The organism is Lentzea sp. NPDC051213, assembly GCF_044455585.1.
In the GTDB taxonomy this organism is placed as follows: Bacteria; Actinomycetota; Actinomycetes; order Mycobacteriales; family Pseudonocardiaceae; genus Lentzea.
On record NZ_JBITEX010000006.1, the window covers coordinates 221,377 to 237,585 of the forward strand.

The 16,209-nt window shown below is 69.0% G+C and carries 13 protein-coding genes; 11 read left to right on the forward strand and 2 right to left on the reverse strand.

Annotation, left to right across the window (positions count from 1 at the left end; genetic code table 11):
• The first annotated feature begins 31 nt into the window (after positions 1–31).
• On the forward strand, positions 32–928 hold the full coding sequence (locus tag ACIA8G_RS27200; RefSeq protein ID WP_396421491.1) for a dienelactone hydrolase family protein: 897 nt from the start codon (positions 32–34) through the stop codon (positions 926–928).
• 81 nt (positions 929–1,009) lie between these two features.
• On the opposite strand, the gene ACIA8G_RS27205 is transcribed toward ACIA8G_RS27200, so the two are convergent.
• Entirely contained in the window at positions 1,010–1,843 is an 834-nt protein-coding gene (locus ACIA8G_RS27205) for a family 16 glycosylhydrolase (RefSeq protein WP_396421492.1), read from the reverse strand.
• A 152-nt stretch (positions 1,844–1,995) separates the two neighbouring features.
• Positions 1,996–3,369 (reverse strand): amidohydrolase family protein, encoded by a 1,374-nt coding sequence (locus ACIA8G_RS27210; RefSeq protein ID WP_396421493.1) that lies wholly within the window; start codon positions 3,367–3,369, stop codon positions 1,996–1,998.
• Positions 3,370–3,451: 82 nt separating this feature from the next.
• Here ACIA8G_RS27210 and ACIA8G_RS27215 point away from each other — a divergent pair, with 82 nt between their 5' ends.
• The 10 genes from ACIA8G_RS27215 to ACIA8G_RS27260 all read left to right on the forward strand — a co-directional run bounded on the left by ACIA8G_RS27215 (position 3,452) and on the right by ACIA8G_RS27260 (position 16,207).
• A complete protein-coding gene (locus tag ACIA8G_RS27215; protein ID WP_396421494.1) occupies positions 3,452–3,949 on the forward strand; it encodes an NUDIX domain-containing protein in 498 nt (165 codons plus the stop codon).
• A 176-nt stretch (positions 3,950–4,125) separates the two neighbouring features.
• The gene (locus ACIA8G_RS27220; protein ID WP_396421495.1) at positions 4,126–4,626 is read left to right on the forward strand and encodes a hypothetical protein; all 501 of its coding nucleotides are present in this window, start codon (positions 4,126–4,128) and stop codon (positions 4,624–4,626) included.
• 14 nt (positions 4,627–4,640) lie between these two features.
• Positions 4,641–5,660 carry a hypothetical protein gene (locus ACIA8G_RS27225; protein ID WP_396421496.1) on the forward strand — a complete coding sequence of 340 codons (1,020 nt, stop codon included), beginning with the start codon at positions 4,641–4,643 and terminating at the stop codon, positions 5,658–5,660.
• 168 nt (positions 5,661–5,828) lie between these two features.
• Positions 5,829–7,577: a lipoxygenase family protein gene (locus ACIA8G_RS27230; protein WP_396421497.1), complete on the forward strand. Its 1,749-nt coding sequence runs from the start codon at positions 5,829–5,831 to the stop codon at positions 7,575–7,577.
• Positions 7,578–7,589: 12 nt separating this feature from the next.
• Entirely contained in the window at positions 7,590–8,546 is a 957-nt protein-coding gene (locus ACIA8G_RS27235; protein WP_396421498.1) for a hypothetical protein, read from the forward strand.
• Positions 8,547–8,628: 82 nt separating this feature from the next.
• A complete protein-coding gene (locus ACIA8G_RS27240; protein ID WP_396421499.1) occupies positions 8,629–10,527 on the forward strand; it encodes a PIG-L family deacetylase in 1,899 nt (632 codons plus the stop codon).
• Between the two features lie 225 nt (positions 10,528–10,752).
• Entirely contained in the window at positions 10,753–12,363 is a 1,611-nt protein-coding gene (locus ACIA8G_RS27245) for an ABC-F family ATP-binding cassette domain-containing protein (RefSeq protein WP_396421500.1), read from the forward strand.
• A gap of 97 nt (positions 12,364–12,460) precedes the next feature.
• The gene (abc-f, locus tag ACIA8G_RS27250) at positions 12,461–14,080 is read left to right on the forward strand and encodes a ribosomal protection-like ABC-F family protein (RefSeq protein WP_396421501.1); all 1,620 of its coding nucleotides are present in this window, start codon (positions 12,461–12,463) and stop codon (positions 14,078–14,080) included.
• A gap of 93 nt (positions 14,081–14,173) precedes the next feature.
• Positions 14,174–15,304, forward strand: coding sequence for an alpha-hydroxy-acid oxidizing protein (locus tag ACIA8G_RS27255; protein WP_396421502.1), 1,131 nt, complete (start codon positions 14,174–14,176; stop codon positions 15,302–15,304).
• Between the two features lie 93 nt (positions 15,305–15,397).
• The gene (locus ACIA8G_RS27260) at positions 15,398–16,207 is read left to right on the forward strand and encodes a BTAD domain-containing putative transcriptional regulator (RefSeq protein WP_396421503.1); all 810 of its coding nucleotides are present in this window, start codon (positions 15,398–15,400) and stop codon (positions 16,205–16,207) included.
• Positions 16,208–16,209: the final 2 nt, after the last annotated feature.

Here is a 16,209-nt window from a genome sequence, read left to right on the forward strand (position 1 = left end):
GCCACTCTCGCAGGGTCTGTTGGGAGTAGCCATGACGGAGATTCAGCGGTATCTCGCCGAAGAGGTCGCGGAGGACCTCGTCGACGGCATCATCAACAGGCGGGAAGCGATCCGCCGCCTCGGCCTGCTCGGGGTGACCGGTGCGGCGGCGAGCGGGCTGCTGGCCACGTTCGCCTCCGGTAGCGCCGTGGCCGCCGAGCCGGAGACCAGCGGGCGTTCCCCGTCCGAGACGAACTGGGCTCCCGTCCCTCGTGAGTCGATCACCTTCGAGGGACCTCGCGTACCACTGATGGCCGCGTGGGCGGCCGCGGCAAAACCCCGTGGCGGCGTGCTGGTCATCCACGAGAACCGCGGGCTGAACGAGCACATCCGCGCGGTCGCCGGGCGATTCGCCGCCAGCGGGTACTCCGCGCTGGCGCTCGACCTGCTGTCCGAGGAGGGCGGCACCGGGTCGTTCCCCGGTGAGGCCGAGGTGGCGGCCGCGCTGTCGCGGATCCCGCCGGAACGCTTCGTGGCGGACATGAAAGCCGCCCTGACCGAGCTCAAGAGTCGCGTGCGCGGCAAGAAGCTGTGCGCGGTCGGCTACTGCTTCGGCGGCAACATGGTGTGGCGCCTGCTCACCTCGGACGAGCCGCGCCTGGCCGCGGGTGCCGCCTACTACGGGCCGTTCCCCGAAGGCGGGAACTTCCAGGGCTCCCGTGCCGACGTGCTCGGGGTGTACGGCGGACTCGACGCCAGGGTCAACGCCACCCGGCCCGCGGCCAAGGCAGCTTTGGAAGCGGCGAGGCTGAAGCACGAACTCCTGACGTTCACCGAGGCCGATCACGCCTTCTTCAACGACACCGGACTGCGTTTCAACCCGCACGGCGCGACGGAGGCCTGGCGCAGAACACTGAACTGGTTCGACGCTGCGGACGGCCGTCACTAGTCACCGTCGGCCGGAAATGCTTGCCTGGCTTGAGAAACCCGTGAGTGCCCCGGTGGCGACGAGCCACCGGGGCACGTGCCGTCAGAGCGTGGTCACCCGGACGTAGTCGATCACGATGGTGTTCGGCATCGGTGTGCCCGCGTTCGGGGCGCCCGGCCAGTCACCGCCGACAGCCAGGTTGAGCAACATGTAGAACGGCCGGTTGTTGAAGACCCATTGCCTGCCACCGAGATCGGCAGGGGTGCGGCGCTGGAAGACCCTGTTGTCCACCGACCACACCAGGGAGTTCGGCGCCCAGTCCAGCCGGAACGTGTGGAAGCCGTCGGCGAACCGCGGGCCGGTGAAGCCCGCGCCGATGCCGCCCGCGCCCGAGTAGCCGGGTCCGTGGATCGTGCCGTGCACCGTGTTCGGTTCGCGGCCGATGTTCTCCATGACGTCGATCTCGCCGTTGTTCGGCCAGCCGCCGCCGGTGGTGCCCATCATCCAGAAGGCGGGCCACATGCCCTGGCCGTGCGACATCTTCATGCGGATCTCGAAGTGGCCGTAGGTCTGGCTGAACTTCCCTGAGGTGTTCAGCCGGGCCGAGGTGTACTGGCAGCGGCCGTACCAGCAGTTGTAGTTGCCCGGGTTCTCCCGGCGGGCGGTGATGACCAGGTTGCCCTGACCGTCCATGGCAACGTTCTGGGTGCGGGTCGTGTAGTACTGGTATTCGCGGTTGTTGCCGCCGTTGTTGCCGGTCTCGACACGCCACTTGTTGCCGTCGACCGGAGTTCCGGCAGGACCGTTGAACTCGTCGGCGAACGTGATCGCCTGGGTTCCGACATCTGGAGCGCCACTCGCGGGGCTTACCGCGACGGGCGCGGTCACCAACGCCATCGCGGTGATCACCACGAGGCGGGAGAAGCGGTTCGACATCGTTGTCACCTCACTTCGCGCACTGGTGGTGCACTGCACGCGAACCGGCGCTCGCGTCCAGGACACGGTTTGTTGCGACGGGGAACAAAAGTATGCCTGGACTAGACCATTGAGGGCAAGAGCGCTCTCACGGCCGCGGTGTTCCGGTCTTTTTACCGGCCCAGGTACGACTTCACCCTGTCCGCCGCTGCCTGTGCGTCCGCGAGCACGCGGCCGGTGTCTCCGACGACCTTTCCGTCCTTCTTCAGCGCCACACCGTTCACGAACACCCACTGCACGTTCACCGGCTGCGTGTTGAAGACCAGCTGACTGGCCCAGTCCACCCTGGGGGCGAAGTTGAGCGCCTGCGTGTCGATCACCTGCAGGTCCGCCTTCTTCCCCGGAGTCAGCGAACCGATCTCCTTCTCCAGTCCCAGCGCCTCCGCTCCGCCCAGCGTCGCCATCCGCAGCACGTCCGCGGGTGTGGGGTAGCGGGCCGGATCGGTGGACTGCGCCCGCTGCAGGCCGACCGCGGCCCGCATGTCGTTGAACATGTCGGACGTGTCGTTCGTGCCGCCGTCGAGGCCGATGCCCACCTTCATGTTGCGGGCCTTCATGTCCGGCACCTTCGCCACGCCGGATGCGAGGCGCATGTTGGAAAGCGGGTTGTGTGCGATGCGGACGTCGTTCGCCGCGAGCTCGTCCAGTTCCGCGTCCGTCGCGTGGACCACGTGGTTGGCCAGCAGTCCGGGGCGCAGGGCTCCTGCTCGTCGCAGCACACCCATCTGGTCCGTTGCCGGATCCGCTTTGGACTCCAGCAGGTGCACGTTCAACGGCACGCCCAGCTCTTTCGCCAGCTTTTCCGACGCCTCCACGTTCGCGACGTTCCAGCTCGCCGGGTGCGTGCCGATCATCAGGTGTGCCAACGGGTTCGCGTCGATCACGTCTTTCTTGATCCGGCGCACCTCTGGGGCGATCCACTCGTCTTTGCCCGCCATGAAGGCGAAGACGAACCGCTGCCTGGAGTCCTGCAGGGCCCGCAGGTTGCCGCGGGCGAAGTCCGGGTTGAACGCGTGGGACCAGTCCGTCACCGTCGTCACGCCGGTGGAGATCGCGTCCAGGGTCGACAGGCGGGTGCCCGCGTAGGCGTCCGCGCCGTTCACCGGTGAGCCCTGCAACGGCAGGACGCAGCCGCCGAGCCAGCCGTTGAGCTCCTTGTCCGTGGCACAGCCCCGGATCAGGGACTGCCACAGATGCGTGTGCAGGTCCACGAAGCCCGGCAGCACGATCTTGCCCCGGCCGTCGATCACCCTGGCGTCGCCGGCGTTCATCCCCCGGCCGACCGCGGCGATGCGGTCGCCGTCGATCAGCACGTCGGCGTTCTCCAGCGTGCCCAGGGCGGGGTCCATCGTGAGCACCATGGAGGCGTTGCGGATCAACGTTCTTCCGGCGGCGGCTGCCTCGTCTCCGTCGTTCCGGCCCATCCTCACGAGGAACACACTGCCGATGACCAGCGCCAACGTCAGCACGAACAGTCGTTTTGCCACGCGTGGGACGGTATCGGCAACCTTCTCGTTGTGGGCGCTGGGCCGGTCTTATGGTCCGTTCTCGGCGCATAGGCTGGGCCAGGTGATCGACGAGGTGACCATGGCGGCGGCGGTCGCCGATGCGCGCGTTGCCGCGATGGAGTTCGACGACGCCCAGGCGTGGCTGCGCGCCCGTCCGACGCTGGTGGAGCCTCTCGCGGCCGAGGTCTGGGTCACGGACCCGGCCTACCGCCACGTTCTGCTCGTGCGGCACCGGTGGCGCGGGTGGGTCCCGCCTGGCGGCACGGTCGAGCCAGGCGAGACGCCGAGGGCGGCTGCGGCCCGTGAGCTCGAGGAGGAGGCCGGAGTGGTGGGCGAACTACTGCCGGTGCCGGCCGCGGTCGCTGTCCGCTCGTTCCGTGCCGACTGGGCGCCGACGCTGAGCCTGTCCTATGGCGCCGTCGTCAGCCGTCAGATGCCGCTCGGCGGGGAGACCGGCCAGCCGTCGAAGTGGGTCGACCTGGACGAGACGTGGGAGAGCGTGTTCCCCGAGGACCGCGAACGCATCCGCGCGTACCTGCGCCGGTTGGCAGCGCGCTGAGGCCCGCCAGGCAGATCGCACAGTCCATTGTGGATAAAAATAGCGGTCGCCACCAGCGAAAATCGGCACCTCGGCGCCCGCTGTAACGCCCCGCGCGGCCGGTGGGATGAACGTGCCGTGAACCGAGTCTCCCCGCACGACATCCGACGCGGCGGAGAACCTGAAAGGTGGTCGGTGTGCCGGAGGGTCTGGTCAGCGTGGAGGGCAACCACGTCAGGTTCAGCGAGGCGGTGTCGCGCATCGCCGACTCGTTGAGTCCGCTCGGTCCCGCGGGCCGGTGCGTAGCCGAGTCGTACGCGCTGGTCACCGAGATGAGCCGGATCAACCTGGAGAAGGCTCGCGTCGCGGACGACAAAGAGGTCAAGCTGGCGGTGCTGGACCAGCGCCGCCGGGAGTCCACCTCGACGTTGCGCCAGTTGCAGAAGGAGCTGGGCAACGCCGGCAAGAGCGCGTCGGCGCTGCGCGAGTGCATGGTCAACATGCAGCGCGAGACCGTCAAACCGGGACTGGCGCTGGCGGAACGCCGCGCGTACATCGACCTGACCGGGCACTTCACCACGATGCTCGTGCAGCACCACTCCGACCTCACCGGCGGCGTCGCGGACGTCATCGACAAGGTGCTCAACGGGTCCGGCGCGGCCGCTCTAGCACGTGCCTCCGGCAGGCGGCGCCGCTGACGGCGGGCTGAGTCATGGCTCGCAACTCCAACGGGTGCGGTGGGTGCGGTCTCGCGCTGCTCGCCGTGTTCTTCGCGCTGCCGCTGACGCTGCTGCTGGTGGCACCGGCTGTCGCGGCGCACATCGTGGTCAACGGGCTGCCGGCGCACACGACCCACCTGTCGGAGTGGCAATGGGCCGCGACCGGTTCGTTGCCGCTGAGCGTGCTGCTGGTCCGATCCGCGCTGCGCAGGAACGGCCGGCTTCGTGGTGGATCACCACTGCTGAAGAGGTGGTGGGGGTTCCTGGTCCGCGGCGTGGTGCTGCTCGGAGCCATGAACGCCTTCACCTTCGTGCGGATGGAACCCGCCGTACCCGGCGATCAGGTCGTTGAAGACGGGATGCCCCTGCTGGTCGGCGCGGCGCTGACCGGTCTTGCCGCGCTCGTCGCGATCGTGCTGTGGGATCGCCGCCCGAACCGGGTCACCGTCGCGGAAGTGCGTGCCGCGGCCGCGGAGAGCGATCGCGCGTTGCGCCGTGTTCGTGCCGAGAACGAACGGGTGCGCCGCCAGGCCGAGCAAGTGCAGGCGCGCCTGGTGAAGCTGCGCGCCTCCGGTCCGCCAGGACGCCCGAGCAGGCCGAAGAAGGCGGGGCGTGACTCCGAGGTCGAGTTTCACGCCGTCCGCGTGTTCCACCGCGAGTCATACCAGTGCGCCGACACCGCACACATCGCCTACCAGTCCGCGCAGACCTCGTTGCACACGATGGCGCACGTGGTCCGGCGGGCGCGGCTCGCGCCGCACCGGCTGGTCGTGAGCAGGCGGGCTCGCGCCGAGATGCACGCCGCCGCGACGCATCTGGCCCGGTCGCAGGCCGAACTGCGGTCGCACGTCGACCAGGGGCTGGGCATGGTCCGCACCCTGAACGCCACCACGGCCGATCTCAAACACGAGATCCGCGACAACTACGGCGAGCAGGGCCAGCGGTGGTTCGAGGCGCTGGAAGAACGCATCCAGCAGGCGCGCGAAGAACGCCGAGCCAGCCGCATCCATTGAGCACGGGCTCCGTTCATGGACGTGAACGGAGCCCGCGTCGCGCTTTTCCCGACTCGTGGCATCATGGCGCCGGGATGAGTTGGTGATCTCCACTCGATCCCTCCATGAAATCTCATGAGGGTTTCTGCAAGTGCCGTGAGTGATTGCGTTGGTCGGGTGGAGGGGATCGTGGCGGAGTATCTCATTTCGCAGCAGGACAGCCGTGCGGAACGAGCTGAGCAGGTGGCCGCGGTACGGGACGTGTACCGGTACAACATGGACATGGGTTTCCCGGTCGCCGCAGGTACGCGCGATGAGGACGGTCCGGCGAAGCGCTGGCAGATCAAGTCGCTCGAAGCCCAGGAAAGACTTCGGATGAACCTGCGTCTGCTCAAGCGCAGAGGCCGGTGGAATTTCGTCAACGAGCTGCAGCCGCTGGCCCCGCTACGCCTGGCGGCGATGATCCGGTCCGATGACATGGCCGGAATCGTCGACTACTTCATGCCTGTACCGGGCGGTACAACGGGTGAAACCAGACAAAAGAGCCTGCAGGACTTCCGAGAAGTTTTCGCATTGACGCAGGCGCCGTCGATCGTCGAACGATTTGAGACGGACGAGTATTTCGCCGAGTGTTTTGTCGCCGGTCCCGACCCGACCCGGTTGCAGCGGATGACCGCCGTTCCCGGCAAGTTCCCGATCACCTCGGCGCACCTCACCGCGGTGCCCGCGCTCGCGGGGGACGACCTGGAGTCCGCCATCGCGGCGGGCCGGGTGTACTGGGTGGACTACGAGGCGATGTCCGAGCTGGACAACGGCAAGCATCCGCAGGCTCCGAAGTACATGTACTCGCCGATGGCCGCGTTCTGCGTGCCGCGCCGGGGCGGGCCGCTGCAGCCGTTCGCGATCCAGTGCGGCCAGGACCCGGCGGGCAGGGACATCTACACCCCGGCCGACGGCTACTCCTGGAAGCTCGCCAAGAACTGCGTGCTCTCCGCGCACAACACCTACCACGAGGTGCTGACCCACCTGGGGTTCACGCACCTGATGAGCGAACCCGTGCTGCTCGCGGCGGTGCGCAACCTGGCGGCCAACCATCCGGTCGCCGTGCTGCTCAAGCGGCACTTCGAGGGCACCTTCTCGATCAACAAGCTCGCGGTCGAGCTGCTGATCCAGCCGGGCAAGGCGGTCGAGTACCTGATCGGGTCCGACCTCGCCAGCACCTACCCGTGGCTCGCGAAGCACCGGGCGAACCGGTCGTTCCGCGACAACTACCTGCCGGCCACGCTCGCGGCGACCGGCACGGCGGGCAGCCGCGAGCTGCCGCACTTCCCGTACCGCGACGACGGCCTGCTGGTGTGGCAGGCGATCGCGGAGTGGGTCGGCAACTTCGTCGCGGCCTACTACCGAGCTGACGCCGACGTGCTGACCGACCACGAACTGCAGGCGTGGGCGGCGGAGGTCGCGTCGCCGCTGGGTGGCCAGGTCCGCGACTTCGGTGCCACGCCGGGCCAGATCGCCGACCGGCACGATCTGGTCGACATCCTGACCATGGTGATCTGGACGGCGGGTCCGCAGCACGCCGCGGTGAACTTCGCGCAGAAGGACCACATGGCCTTCCTGCCCGCGAACCCGCTGGCGGGGTACACGCCGGAGCCGACGGGCAAGGGGCACACCGAGACCGACTGGCTCGACAACCTGCCGCCGCTGGACGTCGCCGTGCAGCAGTTCTGCGTGATGAACTTCCTCGGCTCCATCCGCCACACGGTCCTCGGCGACTACGAGGACGACTTCAAGAACACCCCGGTGACCACCGGGCACAAGCGCTTCCTGGCCGACCTCACCAGCATCGAGGACGAGATCGCCGCCAGGAACCGGCGCAGGGCGATGCCGTACGAGTACCTGCGGCCGTCGCTGATCCCCAACAGCACCAACATCTGACGGGCGGACGTGATGACAGCACCGAGCACGGCGTGGCACGAGGTCGTCGCACCGGACGAAGAGCAGCGCCACCGGGATCAGGCGGAGTTGTTCGTCGAGATGCAGCGGCGCAAGTCCGAGCGGTTCGGCACCGGGCGGGCGCTGCACCGCAAGCAACGCCCGGCTCTGCGGGCCACGCTGGAGGTGCTCGCCGGCCTGCCGGAGGAGGCCAGGCACGGCATCTTCGCCACCGAGGCCAGCTACGAGGTGTGGGTCCGGCTGTCCAACGGCGGGTTCGACCGGGCGCCGGACGCCACGCCGGACATCCGTGGCTTCGCGTTCAAGGTGCTCGGGGTCGAGGGCGAGTCCGTGTTCGGCGGTCCGGCGCCGAGCCAGGACTTCGTGCTGATCAACCACGAGAAGTTCAGCTCCTCGACCAGCAAGGAGTTCAGCCAGGTCACCACCGCGGGCGGCGGTGGCCTGGGTGGCATTCTGCGCGCACTGCTGCGTTCGCCGCGGCTGTTCGGTGACCTCAAGAAGGTGCGCGGCGCGCTGAACAAGCCGTTCAGCGGATTCGCCACCGAGGACTTCTTCAGCGCGGCCCCGATCTCGTGCGGCCCGTACGCGGTCCGGGTCCGGGTGCGGGCCGCGTCGGACGAGGTGAACCCGCAGGCGGACAACGACTGGTCGGTGGACGTTTACGACCGCCTCGCGAAGGCCCCGTTGGTGTACGAGGTGCAGCTGCAGTTCTTCCTCGACGAGGCGCGCACACCGATCGAGGACGCGGCGGCGATCTGGGACTCTCCGTACAGGACAGTCGCACGCTTGGTGATCGGGCAGCAGGAACCGGATGCGGAGTTCGCGGCCGAGGTCGAGGCCGCGAAGTTCGATCCGTGGAACGCATTGGTGGCGCACCGCCCGTTGGGCGAGGTGATGCGAGCCCGCAAGATTGCCTATCGCCCCAGCCAGTTGGGCCGCGGCGCCGAGTAGGCGGCGCGGGCAGACACTACGCGGTGTAACGAAGATTCGAGGGCGGCCGAAGTCCGGGCAGGAGACACCGGGAGGCCGCCCAATGCCCAAGATCAGCAGACGTACGGTTCTCAAGGCAGGCACCGCGGCCGCCGCGCTGACGGCGGTCGGGGTCAACGCCGGCACGGCACACGCCGCGCCGGCGAACGCGAGTTTCGTCCAGATCGTCGCGCACTCGGACGACGACCTGTTGTTCATCAACCCTGACATCCAACCGGCGATCCAGTCCGGCTGTCCCGTTAGGACGATCGTCCTCACCGCGGACGAGTTCAACGGCACGCCCAACCTGACCCGTGAGCAGCTGTCGGCCGAGCTGCACAAGGGTCAGCGCAACGCCTACGCGTTCCTCGCCGGTGTGGCGAGCCAGTGGACCCGCACCGCGATGGTCGTCGCGGGCAAGACCGTCGAGGTCAACACCCTCGACGGCAAACCGACCGTGCAGCTGATCTACGTCAACCTGCCGGACGGCGGCGACGACCTGCACGAAGACGCGATGAAGAAGCTGTGGGACAGCACCTCGTACAGCACCAGCACGATCGTCCCGACCGGCAGCCCCTCCAACCGCGTGCAGACCTACCGGCAGGCCGACGTGATCGCCGTGCTGGTGGCGTTGCTGCAACAGTTCCAGCCGACCGTCATCCGCTGCCAGGACCCGTTCCCGGACGACGTCCGCTACGCCAACGGCATGCCGGACCACCTGGACCACATCCACACGGCGAAGTTCGCGCAGCGGGCCGTGAAGACCTACATGGGCCCGAGCGGACGACCGTTCGCGCTGCTGGTCCGCTACCGCTGCTACAACACGCGCCAGGCACCGGTGAACGTGCCGGCCGTGCTGCGCACGCCGAAGACCAACGCGTACAACAAGTACAAGGCGCTGGACCCGCTGAGCGGCGACGCGTTCGACGTGAACCTGTCCCGCTGCTACGAACGCTGGCCCGTCGCACCACAGTGGGCCACTGTGGACAGTGTGGGCACCGTCCACGCGTTCATCGCCGCGGGCGACTCGCTGATGTGGTGGCGCCAGCCGAACGGCGGCGCGTGGGTCGGCCCCACCGCCTTGCTGAACGGGTCGTTCGCACCGGGTGTCGCGGTGGCCATGCGCGGCGACAACCGCCTGCAGCTCGCAGTGCTCGACCTGGACACGGCCGCGATCCGCACCTGCACGCAGACCGCCGCCGGCGCGCAGAGCTTCGGCACGTGGACGTCGCTGGGCAACCCCAACAACTCCTCGCCCGCCTACCAGACGCCGGTCCTCGCCGTCTCGAACGGGTCGCTGGAGCTGTTCGTGGTGAACCGCACCGGCACGCTGGGCAACAAGTGGCAGGAGGGCACCGGTTTCAGCGGCTGGGTCACCGCGACCGGCGGCAACGGCAAGGCGATGTCCCAGCCGTCCGCGATCACCGCGCCGGGCGGCCGCATGCACCTCTTCGCCGACGGCAACGGCAGGGCGTTCCACTGGTACCAGAACGTCGGCGGGTCGACGATCTACCAGGCGCTGACGACCGGAGCGGAGAGCTCCGCGTCCATCGGCACCGCGCTGGACGCGAGCCGTGTCCGCGTGTTCACCCGCAGGCAGAACGACGGTTCGGTGGGAACGCTGCGCGAAATGACGCCGAACGGCTCGTGGGAGACGACGCTGAAGAACCTCGGCGGGGGCGGTCTCGGACCGGTCGCCGCGGTGTCGACCGGTGGCCGGACGCTGGCGTTCGCGCGCAACAACGACTACGGGCTGAGCATGGTGCGTCAGGACGCGGCCGGGAACTTCGCGCCGTGGGAGGTGCTGGGCGGGTACTTCGAGGTCGGGCCCGCTGCTGTGGTGGATGCGCAGGGGCTTGTGCGGGTGTTCGTGCTCGGTGGTGACATGCGTTTGCACCAACGGGTGCAGACGGCTCCTGGGGCGGACTCGCCGTTCGGCGACTGGCAGTCGGCAGGGAACTAGTGATCGGCCCCGTCACCCCTGAGCAGGAGTGACGGGGCCGGCTTCGGCCCGATTGTGTGACGCAGGGTGCTCCTCGGTTGACGTCCTGGAGTCGGGCTGGCATGATCGGTTGCGTGATCTACTGACACCTCCCCGATACGCGGCTGTGGCCCGCGCTCTTGAAGCGCTGTGTGCCCCGCGTGTTTCCGTTTCCGAATTTCCTTTCTTCGGCGGGTGGGTGCCCTCATGTCAAACATTCCTTTTTTGCATGCCCGTGATCTGGTCAAGTCCTACGGCGCACGTCGTGTTCTCGACGGGGTCTCGTTGTCCGCATCGCCTGGTCAGCGCATTGGGCTGGTCGGTGAGAACGGGGTCGGCAAGTCGACGCTGCTGCGTCTGCTGGCCGGCGTCGAGCAGCCGGACGACGGTCAGCTGCAGCGGCCCGCGGACTGCGGTTTCCTGTGGCAGGAGCTGCCGTTCGAGCCGGACGCGACGGTGCAGGACGTGCTCGACGACGCGCTGGCCGAGATTCGCGCGGCCAAGGCGCGGCTTGACGAGCTGAGTGCCGCGCTGGAGCGGCGGCCGGATGACGCGGCTGTTCTCGCCGAGTACGGCGACGTGCTGGAGTGGGCGCAGGACCACGATCTGTGGGACGCGGACCGCCGGGCGAAGCTCGTGCTCGCGGGGCTTGGACTGTCCGATGTGGACGTCGCGCGCCGGCTCGACACGTTCTCCGGTGGGCAGCGGTCGCGGTTCGGGCTGGCGGCACTGCTGATCCGGCAGCCGCGGGCGATGTTGCTCGACGAGCCGACGAACCACCTCGACGACGAGGCGGTCGGCTTCCTCGAGCGGCAGCTGAGCGGGCTGCCGGGCACCGTGGTCGTCGCGTCGCACGACCGGGTTTTCCTGGACGAGGTGTGCACGGACATCGTGGACCTCGACCCGGCCCGTGGCGGCGTTACGCGGTACGGCGGCGCTTACACGGACTACCTCGAGGCCAAGCGGCTCGATCGGGTGCGGTGGGAGCAGCAGTACGCGCAGGAGCAGGACGAGCTGAAGGAACTGCGGGTCTCCGTCGAGGTGACGGCGCACGCGGTCAACCACCAGCGCGCCATCAAGGACAACAACAAGGTCGGCTACGACCGGCACGGCGGCCGGGTGCAGAAGCAGATCTCGCGGCGGGTGCGCAACGCGCAGCAGCGGCTGGACGAGCTGACCCGCACCCAGGTGCGCAGGCCACCGGCACCGTTGCGCTTCAACGGCGCGATGACCGGGAAGGTCGGGGCGGAGCAGCTCGCGTTGTCGTTGCGGGACGTTCGGCTGTCCGGGCGGCTCGACATCGGTCAGCTCGACGTGTCGACGTCGTCGCGGCTGATGATCACCGGGCCGAACGGGGCTGGGAAGTCCACGCTGCTCAAGATTCTGGCCGGACAGCTCACGCCGGACGCCGGTGACGTGCATCGGGCGCGTGGTGTCCGGGTCGGCCTGCTGGAGCAGGACGTGGTGTTCCCCGACCTGTCGCGCACCGCGCGTCAGCTCTACGAGAAGGTCGCGGCCAAGGGTGCGGTGTCGTTGTCCGGGCTGGGTTTGCTGCCCTCCCGCGACCTCGACCGGCCGGTCGGTGAGCTGTCGATCGGGCAGCGCAGGCGCGTGGCGCTCGCGTTGCTGATCGCCAGGCCGCCGGAGGTGCTGTTGCTCGACGAACCGACGAACCACCTCTCGCTCAGTCTCGCCGAGGAGCTGGAGGACGCGCTGAAGGCGGCACCCGGTGCTGTCGTCATCGCCTCGCACGACCGCTGGCTGCGGCGCAACTGGGAGGGCCCGGAACTGGCCCTCGACGCCGGTCGCGTCGCCTGAAACCTCTGTTACGCAACGAGAAAGGACTAAGGGAGATGTTCATCTTCAGAACGCACGGTGCCCTGTCCCTTCCCCTTACGCGCGTTCGGAGGCTTCCATGTCAGGTCAGCTCACAATTCGGTCGGTCAGCAAGACCTTCGCCCACCGCCGCGTTCTCGACGCCGTCTCGCTGACGGTCCGCGCCGGCGAAAAGCTCGGCGTAGTAGGCGAGAACGGCTCCGGCAAGTCGACGTTGCTGCGGCTCATCGCCGGGCAGGAGACGCCGGACGACGGCGAGATCACCGTGGTCGCGGAAGGCGGCGTCGGGCACCTCGGACAGGTGCTCGCGCTGCCGGACGAGGCGACGGTCGGTGACGCCATCGACGCCGCGCTCGTCGAGATTCGCGTGCTGGAGCAGCGGATCACGGCCGCGGAGCAGGAGCTCGGCACCGCCACCGCGGCGGAGCTGGCCTCCTACGGCGAGCTGCTCACCGCGTTCGAGCTGCGGGACGGCTACTCGGCCGACGCCCGCGTCAAGGCCGCCATGTCCGCGCTGGGCATCGGCGACATCGGCAGGGGCCGGCGGCTCGGCACGTTGTCCGGCGGGCAGCGCGCACGGCTGGCACTCGCCGGTGTGCTGTCGGCCGAGCCGGAACTGCTGCTGCTCGACGAACCCACCAACCACCTCGACCACCAGGCGCTGACCTGGCTGGAGGACCGGTTGCGGGCCCACCGCGGCACGCTCGTCGTGGTGACGCACGACCGGCTGCTGCTGGAGCGGGTGGTCACCGCGATCATCGAGGTCGACGGTGACCGCTGGACGATCTCCCGCTACGGCAACGGTTATGCCGGCTACCTCGCGGAGAAGCGGGCCGCCAGGCAGCGCTGGGAGCAGGCGTACGCGGAGTGGGTCGGCGAGATCGCGCACTGGACCGAGTGGCGGGGTACGACCGCGTACAACGTCGCGCCGGGCCGGGCGATCAAGGACCACAACAAGTGCAAGTACAACGGCGACGGGCGGCGCGTGCAGGCGTCGATCTCGACGCGGGTGCGCAGCGCGTCGGAACGGCTGGAGCGGTTGCGGGCCGATCCCGTGCCCAAGCCGCCGGAACCGTTGCACCTCAACGCACCGCTCAACGCGGCGGTGCGGGAGGGCGCGGTGCTCGAACTGAGCGACGCGCGGGTCGGCGAGCGGTTGTGCGTGGACGAGCTGGTCGTCAAGGCGGGGCAGCGGTTGCTCGTGACCGGGCCGAACGGCGCGGGCAAGACGACGTTGCTCGACGTGCTGGCGGGCACGCTCGAACCCGAGCGCGGCACCGTCACGCGGCACGGTGTCGTCGGCTACCTGCCGCAGGAGACCGTGGTGCGGCACCCGCGGCGAACGGTGCTGGGCGCGTTCGCCGCGGGGAGGCCGGGCACGCCGGACGACCACGTGGAGGCGCTGGCGTCGCTGGGCCTGTTCCGCGAGGCCGACTTCGCCACGCCGGTCGGTGCGCTGTCGATCGGGCAACGTCGCCGGTTGGCGCTCGCCCGGCTGCTTCGGCAGGAGTCGGACGTGCTGCTGCTCGACGAGCCGACGAACCACCTGTCGCTCGCGCTGGTGGAGGAGCTCGAGGCGGCGCTCGCCGACTATCCCGGCGCCGTGGTCGTGGTGTCGCACGATCGGTTGCTGCGGCAGCGGTGGCAGGGTGAGGAGCTGGAGTTGAACGAGGGCCGGGTGCTCGTTCCTGCCTTGTGAGTTCCAGCCACGGACAGCACAGCGGGTCGAGGGGCGCTCGACGGCGGCATGAGCGCCCTTCGCGCAAAACCCGTTGCTGCATAACGTGAAACGGTGAACACACCACTGTGCACAACGGACGGTACTGCGCTCGAGGAATCGGCGCGGCGCCTTCTCGAGCCCGGCCCGTTCGGCTACGTGGCCGGTGGCGCGGGGTCGGGCGCGACGGTCCGGGCCAACCGGGCGGCGTTCGACCGGTGGCGCATCGTGCCGAGGATGCTGCGTGGCGCGCACGTCCGCGACCTCGGCACCACCCTGTTCGGCGAGCGCCTGCCCGCGCCGATCCTGCTGGCGCCGATCGGCGTTCAGTCGATCGTGCATCCGGACGGGGAACTGGCGTCGGCGCGGGCTGCGGCGGCGTGCGGGCTGCCGTTCGTGGTGAGCACCATGTCGTCGTACTCGCTCGAGCAGATCGCCGAGGCGAGTGACGGCCCGCGCTGGTTCCAGCTCTACTGGCCGGACGATCCTGAGGTGTGCCTGAGCCTGCTCGACCGGGCGCGCCGGGCCGGGTGCACGACGTTGGTCGTCACGCTGGACAACTGGACGTTCGGCTGGCGCACGCGCGATCTCGACCAGGACTATTCGCCTGCGGCACAAGGGATCGGGACGGCGACCGCGTTCAGCGACCCGGTGTTCCGCTCCCGGCTCGACCGGCCGCCGCGTGACGACCTGCCCGCGGCGATCGCGCAGTGGAAGGCGATGTTCACCGGGGTGGACCGGGAGTGGCAGGACCTCGGGTTCCTGCGCCGCAACTGGCCGGGGCCGTTGGTGCTCAAGGGGATTCTGCACCCGGACGACGCGGTGCTGGCCGCCGATGCCGGCGTGGACGCGGTGGTGGTGTCCAACCACGGCGGCAGGCAGGTCGATGGTGCGATCGCCGCGCTGGACGCGTTGCCCGAGGTGGTGGCGGCGGTGGGGGAGCGGATCACCGTGCTGTTCGACTCGGGTGTGCGCACGGGTGCTGACCTGGTCAAAGCCCTCTGCCTGGGGGCGGACGCGGTGCTCGTCGGGCGGCCGTACGTGTACGGCCTGGCGCACGGCGGGGAGGCCGGTGTGAGTCGAGTTCTGACGAACTTGCTGACCGAGTTCGATCTGACCGTGACGCTCAGCGGAGGGCGGCAACGCTCTGACCTGCGACCTGAGGTTCTCAAAACAAACCGGGAGGTTGGTTTTGTTTCGGCTTGACAAACCGGGCGGTTGGTTTTGTATGGTGGTGGAGCACAAGGGGCCGCCGGGGAGGCGGTTGGTGTCGAACTCCGTCGGACTGGGGAGCACAACGTGGACATCGATGTATTAGGACCGCTGGACGCACGTATCGCGGGTGTGTCGGTCACGCCGACCGCGGCGAAGCCTCGCAAGGTGCTGGCCATGCTGGCGGTGCACGCCGGTGAGGTCGTGCCGGTGGCGTCGTTGTACGAGGAGCTGTGGGGTGAGGCTGTGCCGCGCAGTGCGGGCACGACCCTGCAGACGTACGTGTTCCACCTGCGGGGCCTCATCGCCGCCGCTCTCAAGCAGGCCCAGGTCGATGGCGATCCCAAGGCCGTCCTGCTGACGCAACCCGGTGGTTACCTCCTCCGCGGTGGCGTCGTCGATGTCAAGGAGTTCGACCGGCGCGCACTCGAGGGGCACCGCGCGAGGGAGGACGGCGACTTCCACGCCGCGGCGCGCCTGTTCCGCGAGGCGTTGTCGCACTGGCGCGGCGAGGCGCTGGTCGACGTTCAGGCGGGTCCGATGCTCGAGGTCGAGCTGGACAGGTTGAACGAGGCACGGCTGAACGTGCTGGACCGCCGCATCGACGCCGATCTGCGCCTGGGCCGTCATCACGAGCTCGTCGGCGAGCTGACGGCACTGGTGGCGCGCAACCGCATGCACGAAGGTCTGACCGCGCACCTGATGGTCGCGCTCTACCGGTGCGGCCGGCGTGGTCACGCCGTCGAGGTCTACCGCAGGTTGCGGCAGAACCTGGTCAACGAGCTGGGCCTCGAACCGTCGCCCGCGCTGCACCGGTTGCAGCGGCTCGTCCTGACCGCCGACGCACGACTGGCACTTCCGGCCGAGGCCGAGGCGCAGCTAGAGCACGTGGGCTGAGC